This window comes from Nocardia sp. NPDC059177 (genome assembly GCF_042755165.1).
In the GTDB taxonomy this organism is placed as follows: Bacteria; Actinomycetota; Actinomycetes; order Mycobacteriales; family Mycobacteriaceae; genus Nocardia.
Map to the genome: position 1 here is coordinate 114,567 of NZ_JBHZBX010000020.1, position 20,285 is coordinate 134,851.

At 71.0% G+C, this 20,285-nt stretch carries 16 protein-coding genes; 5 read left to right on the forward strand and 11 right to left on the reverse strand.

Annotated elements, in window-relative coordinates; genetic code table 11:
• Positions 1 to 75: 75 nt before the first annotated feature.
• A complete protein-coding gene (locus ACFXK0_RS23310) occupies positions 76 to 1,026 on the forward strand; it encodes a D-isomer specific 2-hydroxyacid dehydrogenase family protein (RefSeq protein WP_379412801.1) in 951 nt (316 codons plus the stop codon).
• Here ACFXK0_RS23310 and ACFXK0_RS23315 read toward each other — a convergent pair.
• Together ACFXK0_RS23315 and ACFXK0_RS23320 are read right to left on the reverse strand one after the other, a co-directional pair.
• The gene (locus ACFXK0_RS23315; protein WP_379412802.1) at positions 1,020 to 3,761 is read right to left on the reverse strand and encodes an ATP-binding protein; all 2,742 of its coding nucleotides are present in this window, start codon (positions 3,759 to 3,761) and stop codon (positions 1,020 to 1,022) included. The two genes, ACFXK0_RS23310 and ACFXK0_RS23315, sit on opposite strands and share 7 nt — an antisense overlap.
• A gap of 53 nt (positions 3,762 to 3,814) precedes the next feature.
• The gene (locus tag ACFXK0_RS23320; protein WP_379412803.1) at positions 3,815 to 4,621 is read right to left on the reverse strand and encodes a DUF5602 domain-containing protein; all 807 of its coding nucleotides are present in this window, start codon (positions 4,619 to 4,621) and stop codon (positions 3,815 to 3,817) included.
• Positions 4,622 to 4,830: 209 nt separating this feature from the next.
• Between ACFXK0_RS23320 and ACFXK0_RS23325 the strand changes: the two genes are divergently transcribed.
• The 4 genes from ACFXK0_RS23325 (at position 4,831) to ACFXK0_RS23340 (ending at position 7,752) form a co-directional block, all read left to right on the forward strand.
• The gene (locus ACFXK0_RS23325; RefSeq protein ID WP_379412804.1) at positions 4,831 to 5,565 is read left to right on the forward strand and encodes an ESX secretion-associated protein EspG; all 735 of its coding nucleotides are present in this window, start codon (positions 4,831 to 4,833) and stop codon (positions 5,563 to 5,565) included.
• 37 nt (positions 5,566 to 5,602) lie between these two features.
• Positions 5,603 to 5,974: a hypothetical protein gene (locus tag ACFXK0_RS23330; protein ID WP_379412806.1), complete on the forward strand. Its 372-nt coding sequence runs from the start codon at positions 5,603 to 5,605 to the stop codon at positions 5,972 to 5,974.
• Positions 5,974 to 7,239, forward strand: a complete 1,266-nt coding sequence (locus ACFXK0_RS23335; RefSeq protein ID WP_379412807.1) for a hypothetical protein — start codon at positions 5,974 to 5,976, stop codon at positions 7,237 to 7,239. The genes ACFXK0_RS23330 and ACFXK0_RS23335 overlap by 1 nt, the downstream gene beginning before the upstream one ends.
• A 216-nt stretch (positions 7,240 to 7,455) precedes the next feature.
• Entirely contained in the window at positions 7,456 to 7,752 is a 297-nt protein-coding gene (locus ACFXK0_RS23340; RefSeq protein WP_379412808.1) for a DUF6191 domain-containing protein, read from the forward strand.
• Here the strand turns inward: ACFXK0_RS23340 and proB are convergent.
• The 9 genes from proB to ACFXK0_RS23385 form a co-directional block, all read right to left on the reverse strand.
• Positions 7,742 to 8,839, reverse strand: coding sequence for a glutamate 5-kinase (gene proB / locus ACFXK0_RS23345; RefSeq protein WP_379412825.1), 1,098 nt, complete (start codon positions 8,837 to 8,839; stop codon positions 7,742 to 7,744). The genes ACFXK0_RS23340 and proB overlap by 11 nt on opposite strands.
• A 133-nt stretch (positions 8,840 to 8,972) precedes the next feature.
• A complete protein-coding gene (obgE, locus tag ACFXK0_RS23350; protein ID WP_379412809.1) occupies positions 8,973 to 10,427 on the reverse strand; it encodes a GTPase ObgE in 1,455 nt (484 codons plus the stop codon).
• A gap of 122 nt (positions 10,428 to 10,549) precedes the next feature.
• A complete protein-coding gene (rpmA, locus tag ACFXK0_RS23355; RefSeq protein WP_067486232.1) occupies positions 10,550 to 10,816 on the reverse strand; it encodes a 50S ribosomal protein L27 in 267 nt (88 codons plus the stop codon).
• A gap of 22 nt (positions 10,817 to 10,838) precedes the next feature.
• Positions 10,839 to 11,150 carry a 50S ribosomal protein L21 gene (rplU, locus tag ACFXK0_RS23360; protein WP_379412810.1) on the reverse strand — a complete coding sequence of 104 codons (312 nt, stop codon included), beginning with the start codon at positions 11,148 to 11,150 and terminating at the stop codon, positions 10,839 to 10,841.
• A gap of 227 nt (positions 11,151 to 11,377) precedes the next feature.
• Positions 11,378 to 14,620: a translation initiation factor IF-2 N-terminal domain-containing protein gene (locus ACFXK0_RS23365; protein ID WP_379412811.1), complete on the reverse strand. Its 3,243-nt coding sequence runs from the start codon at positions 14,618 to 14,620 to the stop codon at positions 11,378 to 11,380.
• A 464-nt stretch (positions 14,621 to 15,084) separates the two neighbouring features.
• Positions 15,085 to 15,501 carry a nucleoside-diphosphate kinase gene (gene ndk, locus ACFXK0_RS23370; RefSeq protein WP_379412812.1) on the reverse strand — a complete coding sequence of 139 codons (417 nt, stop codon included), beginning with the start codon at positions 15,499 to 15,501 and terminating at the stop codon, positions 15,085 to 15,087.
• 54 nt (positions 15,502 to 15,555) lie between these two features.
• The gene (locus ACFXK0_RS23375) at positions 15,556 to 15,957 is read right to left on the reverse strand and encodes a DUF4233 domain-containing protein (protein WP_379412813.1); all 402 of its coding nucleotides are present in this window, start codon (positions 15,955 to 15,957) and stop codon (positions 15,556 to 15,558) included.
• Positions 15,954 to 17,414, reverse strand: coding sequence for a bifunctional folylpolyglutamate synthase/dihydrofolate synthase (locus tag ACFXK0_RS23380; protein WP_379412815.1), 1,461 nt, complete (start codon positions 17,412 to 17,414; stop codon positions 15,954 to 15,956). Before ACFXK0_RS23380 ends, ACFXK0_RS23375 begins: the two co-directional genes overlap by 4 nt.
• Positions 17,411 to 20,089, reverse strand: coding sequence for a valine--tRNA ligase (locus tag ACFXK0_RS23385; RefSeq protein ID WP_379412816.1), 2,679 nt, complete (start codon positions 20,087 to 20,089; stop codon positions 17,411 to 17,413). The genes ACFXK0_RS23380 and ACFXK0_RS23385 overlap by 4 nt, the downstream gene beginning before the upstream one ends.
• Between the last annotated feature and the right edge of the window lie 196 nt (positions 20,090 to 20,285).

Below are 20,285 nucleotides of genomic sequence, written 5' to 3' on the forward strand. Positions count from 1 at the left end.
AGGAGGAAGAATCGAGCTTCCACCCCGGAGCCGCCGCGCGCGCACCCGGTCAGCCGATGACCTCAGGAGGTCTCTGTGCAGGAATCCGCGACCACGATCGCGATCGGACCGGATCAGCCGTCGTCGCGGCTGCTGGAGAAGGCCGTGCTCGGCGCGGGCGCGCAGATCGGCCCGCTGGCGGCGGCCGACGGGCTGATCTGGATCGGCACCCCGGCCGGGTTCCCCGCGACACTGCCCGCCTCGGTGCGCTGGGTGCAGCTGCCCGCGGCGGGGATCGAGGACTATTTCGCCGCGGGCGTGTTCGAGGCCCATCCGGGCGTGGAGTTCACCTCAGCGGCGGGCGCGTTCGCACACAGCGTCGCCGAGCACGCGCTGATGCTGCTGCTGGCCGGCGTGCGGTATCTGCCCGAGCATCTGCGGGCGACCTCCTGGCAGCAACGCGAGTTCTTCCCGCATGTCGGCTCACTGCGCGGCAAGACGGTGACGATCGTGGGCGCGGGCGGGATCGGGCGCGCGCTGATCCCGATGCTGGTACCGCTGGGCGCGCACGTGATCGCGGTGAACCGGTCGGGCAGGCCGGTGACCGGGCCAGGCATTCCCGGCGACGTGGAGACGGTGCCCGCCGATCAGCTGAGCCGGGTGTGGTCGCACACCGATCACGTGGTGGTCGCCGCGCCGGCGACCGCGCAGACCCGGCATCTGCTCGGCGCCGACGAGCTGGCCCGCCTGAAGCCGGCGTCGTGGGTGATCAATGTGGCGCGCGGCAGCCTGATCGACACCACCGCGCTGGTCGACGCGCTCGCGCGCGGGGTGATCGGCGGCGCGGGACTCGATGTCACCGATCCGGAGCCGCTGCCCGACGGGCACCGGCTGTGGACGCTGCCGAACGCGATCATCACCCCGCACGATTCCAATCCGCCGCAGCTGCGGCTGGCCGCGTTCGCCGATCATGTCGGCGCGAACGTGGCCCGGTTCGTCGCGGGTGAGGCGCTGCTCGCGCCGGTCGACCCGCGCCGGGGTTACTGAGCGAGCCGGCCGCTGCTCACCCAGGCCGCGATCTGGCTGCGGGTGGCGAAGCCCAGCTTGGTGAGGATGTGCTGGACGTGGTTCTGCGCGGTGCGGTCGGAAAGCACCAGGGTGGCGGCGATCTCGTGATTGGTGAGCCCGCGCGCGACCAGTCCGGCCACCTGCCGTTCGCGGGGAGTCAGTGCGGCGCAGCCGATCTCGTGCGCGGCCTGGACCTGGAGCCGGTCCACCCAGGGTGTCATCCCGGCCGAGACGGCCACGGGCAGCGCGGCTTTCGCGATGGCGACGGCCTCGGCTCTGACACCGCGGGCCGAGAGCTGTTCGGCCAGCACGCAATCGGCTTCCACGGCCCAGCCCGGTGCGCCGATCGTGCGGGCGGTCCGCGCGGCGGCCCGCAGCTCACGGCACGCGGTGTCCGGATCACCCAGTGCGACCGCGAATTTCCCCAGCCACAGAGCGACCGGACCGAGGTATTGGGCGTTGCCGCCACCGCCGACGACGTGCCCGTCGCGGTAGGCGGCGAGGCGGTCGCGGAAGTAGCCGACGTCGTCGTCGATGCCGAGGGCGGCGGCCACCGCGCCGCCGACGGCGAGCACGTCGAGCAGGTAGGGCGGCGGGATCAGCCAGGTCCGTGGACTGCCGAGGCCGCGGTAGAGCGGTTCGGCCGCGCCGAGCAGTCCGCTGTCGACCATCGGGAAGGCGATGCCCAGCGCGGCGAACAGCTGATTGGGCACCTCGCCGCGGGCAGCGCCCTGCGGCAGGGTCAGGGTCTGTGGGAGTGGGCCGCGGTGGTGGCCGACGATCGCCAGCGTCGCCCGATAGGTGGCCGCGCCGGACGGATGACCGAGCGCGGTGGCCAGGGTGTGTGCCTGCGCGGCCAGCTCGAGCGCGTCGTCGAACTCGGCGCGGGCCTGGGCCAGGGCGGATTCGGCGATCAGCAGGTGCCAGCGCGCCAGCGGTCCGCCGGTGCGCTCGGCACACCAGCGCAGGCTGGGCAGTTCGCCGGTGATCGCACTCAGCTCGCCGCGCTCCCACAGCGCGTCGATGCGCCACAGGTGTCCCCACAGCTCCACGGACGGATCACGCGCGAGGGCGCCGGTGGCGATCATCCGATCGGCCAGTTCCCGATGTTCGGCGTGGTGGTCGGGCCCGCCGCACGCCAGCTGACGGGCTCGCAGGGCGGCGGCGAGCACATCGGGGTCCGCGCTGTGTTCGGCCGAAGCCAGTGCGGCCCTGCTGGATTCGTCGATGCCGTCGAGCGCGCCCAGATAGCTGGCGGTCTCGGTGGCGCGGGCGAGCAGGCGGGCCCGCAGCGAAGCGGGCAGCGTGGCGGCGGCCAGCGCCTCGGCGCAGGCGTCGGCGATATCGCGGTCCCAGCTCCGGTCCCCGATCGGTTCGAGGACCAGCGCCGCCTCGGCCAGCAGGACCGGGTCGCCGGATCGGCGGGCGACGGCCTGGGCCGCCAGGCAGTCGGCGGCGGCGGTCATCCGGTCGCCCGCGCGGGCCGCGGCCGCCGCTCGCCGCAGCAGTAACGCGCCCCGCTCGCCCGGGCGCAGTGCGGCCGCGTGGGCGAGCGCGAGGCCGTAGAGGCGGACGGCTTCCTCGAAGGCCAGTTCCCGCGCGGCCACCTCCGCCGCGCGGCGCGCCCAGCCGACCGCGGGCTCGTGTGAACCCGCCACCGCCGCATTGGCCCAGTGCCAGGCCAGGGCGGCCGAATTCTCCTCGACCGCATCGGGATACAGCTCCTCGATGGCCACGGCGGCGCGTTCGTGCAGCACCACCCGCTGCCGCAGGGAGAGTCCGTCGAGCAGGGTGGCGCGGACCAGGGCGTGCGCGAACCGCACGGTGCCGGGTTCCTCGTCGGTGGCCAGCAGGCCGGCCTCGATCGCCTCGTCGGCCGCGGCGAGGCAGTCGGTGGCCGGGCGGTCGACCAGCCGGGCCGCCACGGCGAGGGCGAACCGTTCGCCCAGGATCGAGGCGGCGCGCAGCAGCTCCCTGGCACGCGGTGAGCGCGGCGCCATCCTGGCCCGCACCACTTCGCGCAGGCTGGTCGGCAGGCGCAGGGCGTCGTCGGTGGAGCCGCGCAGCGAACGGCCGAGTTCGCGCAGGTAGAAGGGGTTTCCCGCGGTCATGTCGAAGGCGTCTCCGGCGAGGTCGTCGGGCAGGGCGCGACCGGCCTCCCGGCGCAGGCAGCGGGCGGAGTCCGCGGGGGACAGTCCGCGCAGGGTCAGTGACCGGGCGATCGGTTCGCGAACCAGCTCCGGCTTGATCGAGGTCCAGCCCGCACCGGCCGCCCCCGCGCATTCGGTCGCGCAGACCATGATCCGGCGCTCGCGCAGCGCCCTGACCACGTACAGCAGTGCCTGCAGCGAGGGGCCGTCGGCCCAGTGGATATCGTCGATGACCAGCAGCACACCGTCGGCGGCGCCGTCGAGACCGGCCGCGAAACCGTCGAACAGGGCGACCCGGTCGGCGCCGGGCGCCGGAGTCGCGGTGCCGAGCACCTGGCGCCACAACCAGAACGGTGGGGTGTCGGGCAGTTCGAGGGCCCGCGCCCACAGGGTGCGCACGCCGTGCCGGCGGGCGCGACCGGCCAGCTCGGCGGCCAGGCGCGTCTTGCCGACCCCCGCCTCCCCCGAACAGATCACCAGTTGCGGCGCCCCGTGCACCGCATCGTCGAGCCGGCCCAGCAGATCGGCCAGTTCGGCTTCGCGTCCGATCAGCTCGGTCGACACACCTCACCTCCGAGTATCCGAGCATACTCGCAGGTGAGGAGGCTACAGAAGGGTCAGGAGGCGGCTCGCTCGGTCAGGCCGCCGACCGCGACGAGGTAGTCGTCGGCCTGTTCGTCGTAGCGGATGGAATACGTGGTCGGGTACCGGGTCGAATGCTGGTAGGCCTGCGGCTGGGTGATCTCGCCGGTGAACTGCGGCTTGGTGAGCAGCCAGGCCCTGGTGAACATCGGCTCGGTGAAGATGTACTGGCCGTCCCAGGCGCCGTTGATGAGCACCTGGGTGAAGTCGAACTGCCCGGGGACCACCGGGGTGGTGCCGTCGACCCAGTGCACACCCATCCACGGCACCGCCTGCACCTCGAGCGGCTCGGGCAGGGTGGTGAAGCCGGTCGGCATGTACTTCTCGTCGGGCTTGGTGGCGGCCTTGGTCAGGAACTGCGGGTCCTCGGGGCTGATCGCCTGCACGGTGGCGTCGTCGACGAAATAGAAGTGCGTGTCGAAATGGGGTTCGTCGAACATGCCGACCGGCGGATGACCGTGCGGCACCCAGTCGAAGGTGAGGTGGTCGATGACCGTGCCCTCGGCTTCCTCCGGGAAGGCCAGCGCTGGACTGGCCGGTGGCGGGCCCTCCGGCATGGTGGCCGGCATCGGCAGGCCCTCCAGCGCCGCGGCGTCGATGCGCAGGCCGAGTTCGGTCGGGGTGCCCTCGTCGGTGATCACGTAGGTGCGGATCTGGCCGTCGCCCATGGCGCGTTCGTCGCCGTAGTAGGTCTTCGATCCGGAGTCGTCGCTACACGCCGCGGCGGTGGCCAGGACGAGAACGGCGGCCAGGGCGGCGGTGAGCGGGCGCGCAGGGGACATGGCTCCTCCATTCGGCAGATCTGTGTCCGAAGGTAGGAGTCCGGCGGGCGGTGGGCGTCCGCCGAAATACTCAACTGTCTACTCATCTCCGCCACTACTGTGGCCACCGGAGATGGTTCCGTTCGGAGATATGGCCGGGATCGCCACGCCGGAATCGGACTGGGCGGATAGGCTGTCCTCGTCCTGGCTCGGTAAGGATGGGATCGGCAATGGGTTGGACCTTCACCGCTGACGAATTCGCGCACGTCTGGCGGGAATCCGGGCAGGACCGCGTGCCGTTCCCGATCCGGCTGCTGGAATCGCCGCACACCGAGGACGAGGCCACCCGGCTGCGGTCGGGCCTGGACCAGCGACTACCCGGCGGCGCCGATCCCGACCTCACCGCCTGTCTGCGGATCATCGCCGAACCCCACACCAGGATCGTGCTGGTCGGCGGTGGACACACACCCGGCAGCGAGATCCGGCTCCTGGCCTGCGCTGTCTACGACCGCGCGGTGCTGGTGGTGCAGGAACCCGGGACGCGCCCCGATTACGGTGGCAGTGTGCGGGTTTCGATCGGGCACACCGCCGGGATGGGCGCCCGGATCACCGGCTGCCTGCCCGACACGCCGCCCGGACGCGAACCCGCGCGCGAGGCCGCCACCGAGGCCGTGCGCGACGAGGAGACGGTGGTGGCCACGCACCCCGCGGTGCCGCGGATCCAGCGATTACTGCGCCGCAAGCACACCGCGGAGGGGCACATCAGAATCGAGACCGGATTGGACCGCACCGTTGCGGCCACACCGGTGCACTACAGCTGGATCGACGTCGCAGGCGACGGCCGATACCTGCTGCGAGCAGGGGAAACGGTACACGTGGTGCCCGCGTCGACCGGCCAGCTCGCCGCCCAGCTGCAACGCAGGCTCGCACCGGCGCACAGTTCGCACAGCCGAAGGTCCGGCTAGCCTGGACCGCAGACGCTTCATCTGGAGGGGAGACGCGATGACGATCGAGACCAGCAGGGCCGAGATCTCCCGGTTCCGCACCGCCGCCGCGACGGGAACGCTGAAGTTCGAACCCGATGCCGCACGCCAGTGCGCCGCACTCTACGAACAGCAGGCCGACCGGCTCGGGCAGTTACGTCAGCGGCTCGAAACCGCCGCCGAGGCAGGCGGATTCGGTGGTTTCGTCTCCGCCCAGCAGCTGCAGGCCGGTTTCGCGCACAAGGCCCGCGACGCCGCCGAGCTGATCGATCACTACATCGAGGCCGCCTACCGGATGAAAGAAGCGTTCCTGCTCAGCGCGGGCCTCTACGACGAGGCCGACGCCGCTGCCGCCGCCGCCCTGCGCGCCGTCGACACCCGGATGCGCTGATGAGCGGCACCGACCCCACCTACATCAGTGCCATGGAGCATTTCGAATCCATGCCGCACGAACAGATCCACGCCCGCACCCAGCAGATCGACGCGGGCGCGATCCTGGGCGCCTCGATCGCCTGGCTCGAATCCGCCGCCGCGCTGAGCACCACGATGCCGCTGACCAAGGCCGACGCCGACCGGGTGATCGCCGAGACCGGCTGGGAGGGCGCCGCCGCCGATGCCGCCTTCGCCAGCACCCGCGCCTTCGCCGAGGCACTCGACGAACTGGCCGGGGTGGTCGCCGAGGTCGGTGGGCGGCTCGGCGGTGTCGCGGCGGCCGCGGAAGCGGTGAAGCTGGCCGTCGTCGCCCCCGGCGATTCCGGCCCGATCGGCACCGTCGCCCGCCTGCTCGAGGCCGCGCACGTGATCGATGCCCAGATGGCGGCCGAGGCCCTGCGCCAGGAAGCCGTGCTGGCGATGAACATGATCTACAAGCCCGCGTACTCACTGGCAGGCACCGGCGTACCGGCCCTGCCCGCTCCCCCCGGCGCCCCTGGATCGGAATCGCCTGTGGGACAGAATGGTTCGCCGTACGGCCAGGGGTCCACGCCGGCACCGAGGGCCGAGTCCCCGCAGGCAGGCACGCCCGGCACCGAGACCCCGGCACCCGGTACACCGGCGCCCCAGGGCCAGGCGACCACCCCACCTTCGGACACCCCCACACCGACCACCGAGGCGCCCGCACCCCAGGGACCGGAGAGCACCCCGCCCACCGAATCCCCCGCGCCGGTAACGACCACACCACCCGCCCCGGAAACCCCTGCCCCCGTCGAGCAGCCCGCACCCACCAGCGAAGCCCCCGCGCCGGAGACGACCACGCCGCCCACTCCCGAAACTTCTGCCCCCACCAGCGAGCCCCCCGCTCCCCCGGCACCGGTTTCGCCACCCACACAGCAGGACTCGAACCCGACCACGAGCGAAGCCCCCGCACCGGCACCTGAAGCCCCACAACCGAGCGAAGCACCACCACAGCCGGAGCCTTCCGCGCCAACCTCGGAACAACCTGCGCCACAACCACCTTCAGCAGAACCACCGGCACCGGCACCAGCACCGAACAATCCGGCGCCGCTCCCCGGCGGAGCCGACATGTCCGACCCCGGCGGCCAGCCCGGCGTCACCGGTCCGATCCCCGGCGCGGAAGCCCCCCAACCACAACCGGCTCCACCCCCACTCGCTCCGGCAGACCTGGATCAGCCGGGAGTCATCCCACCCCGGCGATGATCCGATGCGCCACAACGTCGGTCACCGTGCCGCAACCCGGCGCCACCACCTGACATCGTGGCGTGTGCGCCGCCGGTCCGTTCGGCACGCCGGGTCGAGGCATCACCCCCTGATGCCTCGACCCGGTGCGAAAGGCCCGGCAGACTGGTTGAGCCGGGATCCCCGCCCGGTGATCGACAGTAGCGCCGTCTTGCTCATGGAATCCGAGGAGAGGTAGTGGACGTCGCACTGTACGTGGGCACCTTCGCCGCGGTGGTGGTCGGGATCGACCAGCTCGGGCTCTGGGCCGAGCGGCGCGGGTGGGTTCATTGGCGCAAGACGCGGCGGTCGGGTAGCGCGGGTGGGGGGATGCTCGCGACGGTGGACGAGGTGTTCAATCCTGCCTCCCGGCATACCGTCGAGGAACGCGAATCCCGGCAGCTGGTGCGGGTGGACATCGGTGACGGGCGCGAACTCGACCTCTCGACGCGCCCGGTGTATTTACGGCCGGGGCCGGGCCGGATCAGACCTTGACCAGGTCGTCGGCGTGGATGACCGGGCGCTGCATGGTGTCGGGCAGGTCGGTGGTGGAGCGGCCGAGCATGGTGGTCAGTTCGGTGCTGTCGTATTCGACCACGCCGCGGGCGATGATCCGCTCGTCGGGGCTGATCAGGTCGACGACATCGCCGCCGAAGAAGCGGCCACGGATGCCGGTGATGCCGGCGGCGAGCAGTGAGCGGCGTTCGGTGACGGCGGTGACCGCGCCCGCGTCGAGCAGCACCGCACCGCGGGTGTCGGCGGCGTGGCGGACCCAGAACTTGCGGCCGGACAGGCGGACCGGGCGGGCGGCGAAGGCGGTACCGACAGTGCCCGCGCCGAGGGCGGTCGCGGCGTCGGCGGCCGAGGCCAGCAGCACGGGGATGCCCGCGTCGGCGGCGAGGCGGGCGGCGGAGAGTTTGGAGGCCATGCCGCCGGTGCCCAGCGCGCCGCCGCTGCCCGCGATGACACCGTCGAGGTCGGCGCTGCTGCGGACCTCGGGGATGAACGTGGCGGCGCCCTTGCGCGGATCGCCGTCGTAGAGACCGGCCACATCCGAGAGCAGGATCAGCGCGTCGGCGCCGACCAGATGCGCCACCAGGGCGGCGAGGCGGTCGTTGTCGCCGAAGCGGATCTCCTCGGTGGCGACGGTGTCGTTCTCGTTGACCACCGCGACCGCGCCGAGCGACCGCAACCGGTCCAGTGTGCGCTGGGCATTGCGGTGATGCTCGCGGCGGGCGAAATCGTCGGCGGAGAGCAGCACCTGGCCGACCGTGCGGTCGTACCGGGCGAAGGAGGTGCCCCACGCGTGGGCGAGGGCCAGCTGACCGACACTCGCCGCGGCCTGCTTGGTGGCCAGATCCTTGGGCCTGCGCGAGAGCCCCAGCGGCGCGATCCCGGCGCCGATCGCGCCCGAGGACACCACGACCACGTCCGACCCGGCGCGCATCCGCGCTTCGACGGCGTCGGCCAGCCGGTCGAGCCGATCGGTGTCCAGACCGCCCTCGAGGCTGGTCAGCGCCGACGATCCGATCTTCACCACGACCGCGCGCGCCGACACGATGGCCTGGCGCGCCGCACTCAACTCCGAACTCACCTGCATCGCTTCACTCCCTGCACCGCGATCACCGTCGTCGACGGCCTGACCCACCGCAGTATGCCGATCGAACGGCCGCGTGCGACACCGGTTTTCGACCGGCGCCGACGCGGCCGGACCCCTACTTCCCGTCTTCGTCGAGCAGACCGCGGCGCGCGCGCGAGGCGAGCTTGCGCTCGGCCGCGCCGACCCGGTCGTTGTTCTCCAGCCGGATGTCGGTACCGCGGCCGGTCGGCACGATGTCGACACCGGCGGAGACCTGCGGCTCCCATTCGAAGGACACATCGCCGATCGTCACCGAGCAGCCGGGCTCAGCACCCTGCTTGACCAGTTCGGCCTCGACGCCGAGGCGCGCGAGCCGGTCGGCCAGATAGCCGACGGCTTCGTCGTTGTCGAACTGGGTCTGGCGCACCCAGCGCTCGGGGCGGGTGCCGCGCACGATGAAACCACCGGGCTCCTGCGGATCGGCGAGCACACTGAAACCGGACTCGTCGGTCGCGATCGGGCGGATCACCGGGCGCTTCGGGGCGGCCTTGGGGTGGTCCTCGCGGTACTGGCGGACCATGTCGGCCAGCGCGAAGGTCAGCGGCCGCAGACCGGCGCGGCTCACTGCGGAGATCTCGAAGACCGGCCAGCCGCGCTCGGCGAACTCGGGCGTCACCATCTCGGCCAGCTCGGCGCCGTCGGGGACGTCGGTCTTGTTGAGGATGACCACGCGCGGCCGGTCGGCCAGGTCGCCCAGGCTCTCGTCACCGGTCAGCGCGGGCTTGTAGGCGGCAAGTTCGGCTTCGAGCGCGTCGACATCGGAGACCGGGTCGCGACCGGGTTCCAGGGTCGCGCAGTCCACCACGTGCGCGAGGACCGCGCAGCGTTCCAGGTGGCGCAGGAAGTCCAGGCCGAGGCCGCGGCCGTCGCTGGCGCCGGGGATCAGGCCGGGCACGTCGGCGACGGTGAACGTGGTGTCGCCGCTGGCCACCACGCCCAGGTTCGGGACCAGCGTGGTGAACGGGTAGTCGGCGATCTTCGGCTTGGCCGCCGACAGCACCGACACCAGCGAGGACTTGCCCGCCGACGGGAACCCGACCAGGCCGACGTCGGCGACCGACTTCAGCTCCAGGACCAGGTCGAGCTCTTCGCCCTCCTCACCGAGCAGCGCGAAACCGGGCGCCTTGCGCGCCTTGGATGCCAGCGAGGCATTGCCCAGCCCGCCCCGGCCGCCCTTGGCGACGACGAACTGGTTGCCGATGCCGACCAGGTCGACCACGACCTTGCCCTCGTCGTCGACGACGACGGTGCCGTCGGGCACCTTCAGCACCAGATCGGTGCCCATCTTGCCGTCGCGGTTACCGCCCTCGCCTGGCTTGCCGTTGCCCGCCTTGGCGTGCGGGTGGAAATGGAAGTCGAGCAGGGTGTGGACGTTGGCGTCGACCTCGAGCACGACGTCGCCGCCGTTGCCGCCGTTGCCGCCGTCGGGACCGCCGAGCGGCTTGAACTTCTCACGATGCACCGAGGCGCAACCGTGTCCACCTCTACCGGCACGAACATGCAGCACGACGCGGTCGATGAATTTGGACATGGGTTGATCCTCCTCCTTCTGACTGGTCGTTTGCGGTAGGGGGTGACGGACACGACAGAGCGGGTCAGGGAAGCAACCCTGACCCGCTCTGGTGTCCGTGGGGAGCGAAATGCTCCAGGCGGTCAGGCCTGGACCGGCTCCGGGACGACGATGTTGACGGTCTTGCGGCCACGCTTGGTGCCGAACTCGACCGCGCCCGCCGCGAGGGCGAACAGGGTGTCGTCGCCGCCACGACCGACGTTCACGCCGGGGTGGAAGTGGGTTCCACGCTGACGGACGAGGATCTCGCCCGCGCTGACCTTCTGGCCACCGAAGCGCTTCACGCCGAGGCGCTGGGCGTTCGAATCACGACCGTTCCGGGAGCTGGATGCACCCTTCTTATGTGCCATTGCTTCGTCTCCTCGGGAATTCTTACTTGATGCCGGTGACCTTGATGACCGTCAGCGGCTGACGGTGACCCTGGCGCTTGTGGTAGCCGGTCTTGTTCTTGAACTTGTGGATCCGGATCTTCGGACCCTTCGTCTGATCGACGACCTCGGCGGCCACGGAGATCTTGGCCAGCTTGTCGGCATCGGTGGTCAGATCGGTACCGTCGACGACGAGAACCGGGGTCAGGGCCACGGCGGTGCCGGGCGCGCCCTCGATCTTCTCGACCTTCACCAGGTCACCGACCGCGACCTTGTACTGCTTTCCGCCGGTCTTGACGATTGCGTACGCTGCCATCGGTCGGCTTCCTCCACTCACGTTGGTCCTGCACATGTCCACGCCACAGCTGCGACGCGTATTTCTGGGCTCATCCCCGCATGGCGGGGGAAGAACTTTGGCTGCCTGCGGTATCACCCGGCCGTCCGGCCGGATGCCCAATCGCGGGGCAGCGACCGACCTAGGTTACCAGAACGGCTACCGCTCCCCCAATTCGGCCGGTCAGGGCTGAATCGGGGGCAATCGGGCTAATTCGATTCGGGCGCCGGGGCACCCGCGGGACGACCCACCGCGCGCCGGCGCGGCTTACGTTCCGGGACGACCACGGGCTCGGCGGCGAAGTCCACCACGGCGGCGGGCGGCTGCTCGCCTGCCGAGAGGACGAACACCGCGCCCGCGCTGTCGGGTGCGGGCGCCGCGGTGGAGCGGGCCACCCGGCGCCTGCGCGTGCGGGGTGCGGGCTCCGCCGCGACCGAGGCGGGCTCTGGTTCGGCTGCCACCGGCTCCGTGGCTTCAGCCACCGGCTCCGTGGCCGCGGGGACCGGCTCCGCGGCGGTGAACTCAGCGGCCGCGGTTTCGGTGACCTCGGCCTCGGCGGCTTCGGTGGGCGCTGGGCTATCGGCAGACGTCGCCTCGGCGACCACCGGAACCTCGGCTTCAGCAGCCGCGGCCGCCGACTCGGCCGGGATGACGCCGGTCAGTGCCGGGCTCTCCGTCGCCGCCTCGGACGACTGCGCCCCCGCGCTACGGCTCGACCGGCGCGACCGCGAACGCGACCGCCTGGTCGGCTCGGCGGGCGCCTCGGGCGCGGCCTCGGCCGGTACCGCCTCGGCGGTGCCGGTCTCGGCGCTCACCTCGTCGGTGGGCTCGCCCTCCTCGCCGTGGTGCGCGGCCATCGCGAGCGCGACCGGGTGGGCCCGCTTGACCGCGATGTCCTCTTCACCGTGCTCGGCGTGCGGCGCGGTGCCGTTGGTCGCCGGGGCGGCGGGCGCGGGCTGCTTGTCGCGGTCCTTGTCCTTGCCGCGGCGGCGGCGCGAGCCGCTTTCCTTGGCGCGCGGCTCCTCGACCCCGGACCCGGCGTCCACCGGGTAGGAGTGCACGAGTATGCCGCGGCCGTGGCAGTGCTCACAGGTGGTGGAGAACGCCTCGACCAGCCCGGTGCCCAGCTTCTTGCGGGTCATCTGGACCAGGCCGAGCGAGGTGACCTCGGAGACCTGATGACGGGTGCGGTCGCGGCCGAGCGCCTCGGTGAGGCGGCGCAGCACCAGATCGCGGTTGGACTCGAGCACCATGTCGATGAAGTCGACGACGATCATGCCGCCGATATCGCGCAGCCGCATCTGGCGCACGATCTCCTCGGCCGCCTCCAGGTTGTTCCTGGTGACGGTCTCCTCCAGGTTGCTCGACCCCGAACCGGTGAACTTGCCGGTGTTGACGTCGACGACGGTCATCGCCTCGGTGCGGTCGATCACCAGGGTGCCGCCCGAGGGCAGCCACACCTTGCGGTCGAGCGCCTTGGCCAGCTGCTCGTCGATCCGGAAGGTCCCGAAGACGTCGACGCCGTTGTTCTCGTGCCGGTTCACTCGCGGCAGCAGGTCCGGCGCGACGGTGCGCACGTAGTTCTCGACCGTGCTCCAGGCCCGGTCACCCTCGATGACCAGCTTGGAGAAGTCCTCGTTGAACAGATCGCGGATCACCTTGACCAGCAGATCCGGCTCTTCGTAGAGAGCCTTGGGCGCGTTGGACTCCTTGGCGGCGGCTTCTTCGATGGTCCGCCAGGTGGCCTGCAGCCGCTCGACATCGCGCGCCAGTTCCGGCTCGCTGACGCCCTCGGACGCGGTGCGGATGATCACGCCCGCGTCGGCGGGCACGATCTCGCGCAGGATCTCCTTGAGCCGCTTGCGCTCGGTGTCGGGCAGCTTGCGGCTGATCCCAGTCGACGTGCCGCCCGGCACGTACACCAGGAAGCGTCCCGCGAGGGAGATCTGGGTGGTCAGGCGCGCGCCCTTGTGACCCACCGGGTCCTTGGACACCTGTACCAGCACCTGATCGCCGGGCTTGAGCGCCTGCTCGATCTTGCGTTCCTTGCCGCCGAGGCCCGCGGCCTCCCAGTTCACCTCACCGGCGTAGAGCACGCCGTTGCGGCCGCGGCCGATATCGATGAACGCCGCCTCCATGCTGGGCAGCACGTTCTGCACCTTGCCGAGGTAGACATTGCCCACCATCGACGCCTGGCCGGAACTGGTGACGAAGTGCTCGACGAGGATGTTGTCCTCGAGCACCGCGACCTGGGTGGTGATCTGGTGACCCGGCGCGTGCTCGGCGGCGTCGAAGGCCTTCTCCCGCACGACCATCACCCGGTCGACCGCTTCGCGGCGGGCCAGGAACTCCGACTCGGTCAGGATCGGCGGACGACGGCGTCCGGCCTCCCGGCCGTCCCGGCGACGCTGACGCTTGGCCTCGAGCCTGGTCGATCCGGAGATGCCCTGCACCTCGTCGGAACCGGACCGGCTGCGGCTCTTGTTGCGCGGCTCGCGCTCGTGCACGACGGTGTTCGGCGGATCGTCCTCGGCGGCGGCGTCCTCGCCGGACTCCCCGCCCACCTTGCGGCGACGGCGGCGACGGCGGCGGCGGCTCGCGCCCTCGGGCAGCGTGCCGTCCTCGTCCTCGTCGTCGGTGTCTTCGGCCTGCTCCGCGCTGTCGGCGGCGGTCTCGGTCGCGGCGGCGGGTTCTTCGTCGGTCTCGCCGGACTCGTCGTCGGTGTCCTCGCCGTCGGCGGACTGCTCGCCCCGGCCCCGGCCACGGCCACGGCGGCCACGGCGACGGCGGCGCGGCTGGCCGTCGGCGTCGTGGTCACCGGACTGATCGGTGTCGGCGTCGGTGGTGTCGGCGGACTCGTCCTCGGCCGCGGTCTCGGTCTCGAGTTCCTCGGCGGGGGCGGCGGGCTCTTCGGTGCGCTTGGGGGTGCGCTCGGCGCGGCGGCGCTTGCGGGTCTCCTCGGCGGCGGTGGCGTCCGGCGGCAGGAACAGCGGTGCGGCCACGGCGGCGGGCGCCTCGAAGACCACCGGTTCGGCGGGGGCGGGGGCCTCGCTAACCCGGTGGGTGAACAGGCCGGTGTGCGCGTCGTCGGCGATCGCGGCGAACACCTCGTCGGTGCGCGCGACCTGCGGTGCGGAGAACAGTGCGGCGGGCGCCGCGGTCGGGTCGGCCGGCTGCTCGGCGACGGGGGCGGTGGACGGCTGGGCCGTCGCGGATGCGGGGGATTCGCCGGTGTCGGCGTCGGCCGCGGCGATGGCGTCGCGCACGGTCTCGGCGACCGCCCGATCGACATTGGATTGGACGCTACGCGCCTCGGTCCCCAGTTCGGCCAGTTTGGCCAGGATGCGCTTGCTGGTCACTCCCAACCGCTTGGCCAGTGCATGAACTCGAATTCGCTCCGGCAATTGATCGGCATCCTGTTGTGTTGTGTCCAGCGGCTCTTGTTCGGCCACGAAGTCTCCTCGGGCCCCCGGGCGCGCATCCCCGGTACGGGTGTACGCGGCCGACGCGGGGGCATCGTCCGTGCACCTCGCACCCGATGGTGCGAGGGTCATCTGGTCTCGCCCCGCGTGTCCGGTCGCGCCTGGTATCGATCATCTGGCGGGCCAACCGGTCACACGGCGCCTGGCTGTACGGCGTGACGCCGCGCTCCGAGCGCTCATCCAGCGTGCCTGCGCGGGCGGCCCCAGCAACAGGGTCGTCCGTGGCAGCGATGATCGGCATCCAACCGCGGTGTCATCCGGTCATGTCCGTCGCCGCTGTCACGTACCTGCGCGACAGGGTTCGGCATCGAACACATCCATAGTCAGTATCCCATACGGTTCGCGCGGGGATCGCCATCGGCGCAACTCACGCGAACCCGGCGTCACTCGAGCTCGTCACGCCCGGACCGGGCGCGACGAGCGAGGACAGCAGATCAAGCGGGAAATTCGGGGAACCAGAGCGCGATCTCGCGCTTGGCGGACTCGGGCGAGTCGGAACCGTGGACGAGGTTGAACTGGGTCTCCAGACCGAAGTCGCCACGGATGGTCCCGGGGGTGGCCTTCTCGACGGGATCGGTGCCGCCGGCCAGCTGACGGAACGCCGCGATCGCGCGCGGGCCTTCCAGCACGGCCGCCACGACCGGGCCCGAGGTGATGAACTCGATGAGCGAGCCGAAGAACGGCCGCTCGGCGTGCTCGGCGTAGTGCTCTTCGGCGAGCGTCACGGACACGTTCTTCAGCTCCAGTGCCTGGAGGGTGAGGCCCTTGCGCTCGATGCGCGCGAGCACCTCGCCGACGAGTCCACGGGAGACACCGTCCGGCTTGATGAGTACCAACGTCTGCTCAGTCACGCGGTAACACTAGCGTCGCCCGCGGCGCCGCGCTGAGCGGGACCCCTGAGCCGCTCAGGAGGACTCCGGCCGCTTCATCCGCTGACTCGGCAACAGCCCGGCGTCCATCCGCCGCTGCACATCCGAGCGCAGCACCAGGATGAACGCCCACACCGCGACGAAGACCAGACCGATGACGCCGATCGAGAGATGGATGAAGGTGCCGGCCAGCAGCAGCACCTGCAGACCCAGGTTGAACGGGATCGCCCACGATTTGCGCTGCACGCCCGCGCCCAGGAACATCAGCACCGCCAGCCCGACCAGGTAGGTGCCGGAGAACCAGGTCACGCCGCCGCCGACATCGGCGACCACTGGCAGCGCCAGCAGCACCACGATGGCCTCCAGGACCAGCGTGCCCGCCATGACACCGCGCAGACCCTTCCACGGATCGGTGGCCGGGGGTGGAACCTCGCTCATGAGGGAGCCTTTCCGAACAGGGCACGGGCCGCGCCCGCGGTCACCACCGAACCGGTGACCACCACGCCCGCACCCGAGATCACATCGCCTTCGTCGCCGGCCTGCTCGGCCAGCGCGATCGCCGATTCCAGCGCGTCGGGCAGGGTGTCGGCGGTGATCACCCGTTCGTCGCCGAAGCGCTGCACGGCCAGATCGGACAGGGCGTCGACATCCATGGCCCGCGGCGAGCCGTTGCTGGTGACGACGATCTCGTCGAAGACCGGCTCGAGCGCGTCGAGGATGCCCGCGGCGTCCTTGTCGGCGAGCACGGCGACCACACCGACCAGCTTGCGGAAGTCGAACTCGCTGGTCAGGGTGTTCGCCAGGGCCTGCGCGCCGGCCGGATTGTGCGCGGCGTCGACGAAGATGGTGGGCGCGTTGCGCATCCGCTCCATCCGGCCCGGGCTGGTCACGCTCGCGAAACCGGCGCGCACCGCCTCGATGTCGAGCTGCCGTTCGGCGCCGGCGCCGAAGAACGCCTCCACCGCGGCCAGTGCCAGCGCGGCATTGCGCGCCTGGTGCTCGCCGTGCAGCGGCAGGAAGATCTCGTCGTAGACGCCGCCGAGTCCCTGCAGGGTGAGCAGCTGCCCGCCGACCGCGACCGCGCGTTCCAGCGGCCGGAACTCCGCGCCCTCGCGCGCCACCGCCGCGTCGGCCGCGACGGCGCGGCGCAGCAGCACGTCCATCACCTCGGGTTCCTGCTGGGCGATCACCGCGACGGTGTCGACCGGGATCAGCTGCTCGGGGGCGCGCTTGATGATCCCGGCCTTCTCCTTGGCGATCGACTCGAGGTCGGGGCCGAGGTATTCGGTGTGGTCCAGGCCGATCGGGGTGATCACCGCGACCTGCCCGTCGATGACATTGGTCGCGTCCCAGGTGCCGCCCATACCGGTCTCGACCACGGCCACATCGACCGGAGCCTCGGCGAACGCGGCGAAGGCCATGCCGGTGAGCACCTCGAACTTGCTCATCGCCGGGCCGCCCGCCGCCGCGGACTGCTTGTCGATCATCTCGATGTAGGGCTCGAGCTCGTGGTAGGTCTCCACGTAGCGGGCCGGGCCGATCGGGGTGTTGTCGATGCTGATCCGCTCGGTCGCCAGCTGCAGGTGCGGGCTGGTGATCCGGCCGGTGCGCCGGTGCAGTGCGGTGAGCAGCGCGTCGATCATCCTGGTCACCGAGGTCTTGCCGTTGGTGCCTGCGACGTGGATGGCCGGGTAGTTGCGCTGCGGGTTGCCCAGCAGATCCATCAGGGTGGCGATCCTGGTCAGCGAGGGCTCGATCTTGGTTTCCGGCCAGCGCTTGTCCAGTTCGGCCTCGACCAGGGCCAGCTCGGCCAGCTCGACCGGGGAGGGACCGGCACCGAGCCGGGCCGCCTGGTAGTCCTCGCCCCCGAACTGCGGGTCCGGCTCGTCGCTCACTTGGCGCTCAGCTCCGCGAGGCGGGCGCCGATGCGGGCGACTTCGGCGGCGGCCACCTCGCGGCGACCGGTGATCTTGTCGACCACCTGCTGCGGCGCCTTGGCGAGGAACTCCGCGTTGCCGAGTTTGGCGGTGGTCTGGTCGAGATCCTTCTGCGCGGCCGCGAGATCCTTCTCCAGCCTGCGGCGCTCGGCGACGAGGTCGATGGCACCGGAGGTGTCGAGCTGCACGGTGACCGTCGCGCCGGACAGGCGCACCTGCACCTCGGCGGTGGTGGCGAAGTCGGCACCCGGATCGGTGAGCCGGGCCAGATTGGCGACCGAGCCGGCGAAACCGGTCAGACCCGCCGCGTCCAGGCCGACCAGGGTGGCCTCCACCTTCTGCTTGTCGGCCAGGCCCTGGTCGCTGCGGAAGCGGCGGATCTCGGTGATCAGGCGCTGGGCGTCGGCGACGCGCTGCGCGGCCACGGTGTCGGTGGCGATGCCGCTCGCCCTCGGCCACGGCGCGACGACCACGGACTCGCCGCCGGTCAGCGCCTTCCACAGGGTCTCGGTGACGAACGGGATCACCGGGTGCAGCAGGCGCAGCACCGCGTCCAGGACCGTGCCCAGCACCACCGCGGTGCTCTCGGCGCGCGCGTCGGACTCGGCGAACTGCACCTTCGACAGCTCCAGATACCAGTCGCACAGTTCGTCCCAGGCGAAGTGGTAGAGCGCCTCGCAGGCCTTGCCGAACTCGTAGGCGTCGAAGGCGGCGTCGACCTCGGCGCGCACCTCGTCGAGCCGGTCGACGATCCAGCGATCGGTGTCGGTGAGGGTCTCGCGCGGGGGCAGCTCACCGGAGCGCGCGCCGTTCATCAGCGCGAACTTGGTGGCGTTGAACAGCTTGGTGACGAAGCTGCGCGAGGCCAGCGCGTGCGCTTCGCCGACCGAGAGGTCACCGCCCGGCTGGGCGCCGCGGGCCAGGGTGAAACGCAGCGCGTCGGCGCCGTAGGAGTTGATCCAGTCGAGCGGGTCGATGCCGTTGCCGCGCGATTTCGACATCTTCTTGCCGTGCTGGTCGCGGATCAGGCCGTGCAGGAAGATGTCCTCGAACGGGACCTGCTTCTGTCCGCCCTCCCCGACCGTGAGCGCCGGGTCGTCGCTGACGAACATGCCGAACATCATCATCCGGGCCACCCAGAAGAACAGGATGTCGTAGCCGGTGACGAGCACGCTGGTCGGATAGAACTTGGCCAGCTCCGGGGTGGCGTCCGGCCAACCCATGGTGGAGAACGGCCACAAGCCGGAAGAGAACCAGGTGTCGAGCACGTCCGGGTCTTGCACCCAGCCCTCGGGTGCCTCCTCGTCCGGGCCCAGGCAGACGATCTCGCCCTCGGGGCCGTACCAGATCGGGATGCGGTGGCCCCACCACAGCTGACGCGAGATGCACCAGTCGTGCATGTTGTCGACCCAGTCGAACCAGCGCGGTTCCTGGCTCGCCGGATGGATCTTCACGTCGCCGCCGCGCACCGCGTCACCGGCCGCCTTGGCCAACGACTCGACCTTGACCCACCACTGCATGGACAGGCGCGGCTCGATCGGCTCGCCGGAACGCTCGGAGTGACCGACGCTGTGCGTGTACGGCCGCTTCTCCGCGACCACGCGGCCCTCGGATTGGAGGCGTTCACGCACCTTCACGCGCGCCTCGAAGCGGTCCATGCCGTCGAATTCGGTTCCGGTGCCGGTGATCCGGCCACCCTCGTCCATGATCGTCGGCATCGGCAGGTTGTGCCGCAGGCCCATCTCGAAGTCGTTGGGGTCGTGCGCGGGGGTGATCTTCACCGCGCCGGTGCCGAACTCCGGGTCGACGTAGTCGTCGGCGATGACCGGGATCTGGGTGCCGGTGATCGGGTGGTAGACGGTGGAGCCGATCATCGCGGCGTAGCGCGGATCGTCCGGGTGCACGGCCACGGCGGTGTCACCGAGCATCGTCTCGACGCGGGTGGTGGCGACGACGACGTGCGGTTCGTTGTCGTCGAGGGAGCCGTAGCGCAGCGAGACCAGCTCGCCCTCGACGTCCTTGTAGTCGACTTCGAGGTCGGAGATGCCGGTCTTCAGCACCGGCGACCAGTTCACCAGGCGCTCGGCCCGGTAGATCAGGCCCGCGTCGTACATCTTCTTGAAGATGGTGCGCACGGCACGCGAGAGACCCTCGTCCATGGTGAAGCGGTCGCGGCTCCAGTCCACACCGTCACCGAGGCGACGCATCTGCGCCTGGATCGCGCCACCGGATTCGCGCTTCCAGTCCCACACCTTGTCGATGAACAGCTCGCGGCCGAAGTCCTCTTTGGTCTTGCCGTCGGCGGCGAGCTGCTTCTCCACCACGGTCTGGGTCGCGATGCCCGCGTGGTCCATGCCCGGCAGCCACAGCACCTCGTAGCCCTGCATCCGCTTGCGCCGGGTGAGGGTGTCCATGAGGGTGTGGTCGAGCGCGTGGCCCATGTGCAGGGTGCCGGTGACATTCGGCGGCGGCAGCACGATCGAGTAGGCGGGCTTGCCACTGGTCGCGTCGGCGCCGAAGTATCCGGCGTCTACCCAGCCCTCGTACAGGTCGGCCTCTACCTCGCCGGGGTTCCAGCTCTTGGGCAGGGCATCGGCACGATTACGCGAGTTGTCTGGGGCTGCGCTGGTCACGCCCCAATCCTAAGGGGCCCCACCAACAACATTGACGCCGCCTCACCCCACCCCCAATCCGCCACGACCCACCCTCGCAACCCCGCACATCCCGACCTCGAGGAGGGATCCGCCGCGCAGCGGCGGGTTCGCGCCCGTCCCGTCGATCAGGCGCCGTGGCGTAGGCGACGAAGGAGCAAGCCACGGTGCCTGATCG

Bases quoted from the DNA above. Each gene is read 5' to 3' on its own strand.
- rpmA (WP_067486232.1), bottom strand. From the start codon at position 10,816: ATGGCACATAAGAAGGGTGCATCCAGCTCCCGGAACGGTCGTGATTCG.
- ACFXK0_RS23375 (WP_379412813.1), bottom strand. From the start codon at position 15,957: ATGAGCGAGGTTCCACCCCCGGCCACCGATCCGTGGAAGGGTCTGCGC.
- obgE (WP_379412809.1), bottom strand. From the start codon at position 10,427: ATGTCCAAATTCATCGACCGCGTCGTGCTGCATGTTCGTGCCGGTAGA.
- ACFXK0_RS23325 (WP_379412804.1), top strand. From the start codon at position 4,831: ATGGGTTGGACCTTCACCGCTGACGAATTCGCGCACGTCTGGCGGGAA.
- ACFXK0_RS23335 (WP_379412807.1), top strand. From the start codon at position 5,974: ATGAGCGGCACCGACCCCACCTACATCAGTGCCATGGAGCATTTCGAA.
- ACFXK0_RS23320 (WP_379412803.1), bottom strand. From the start codon at position 4,621: ATGTCCCCTGCGCGCCCGCTCACCGCCGCCCTGGCCGCCGTTCTCGTC.
- ACFXK0_RS23330 (WP_379412806.1), top strand. From the start codon at position 5,603: ATGACGATCGAGACCAGCAGGGCCGAGATCTCCCGGTTCCGCACCGCC.
- rplU (WP_379412810.1), bottom strand. From the start codon at position 11,150: ATGGCAGCGTACGCAATCGTCAAGACCGGCGGAAAGCAGTACAAGGTC.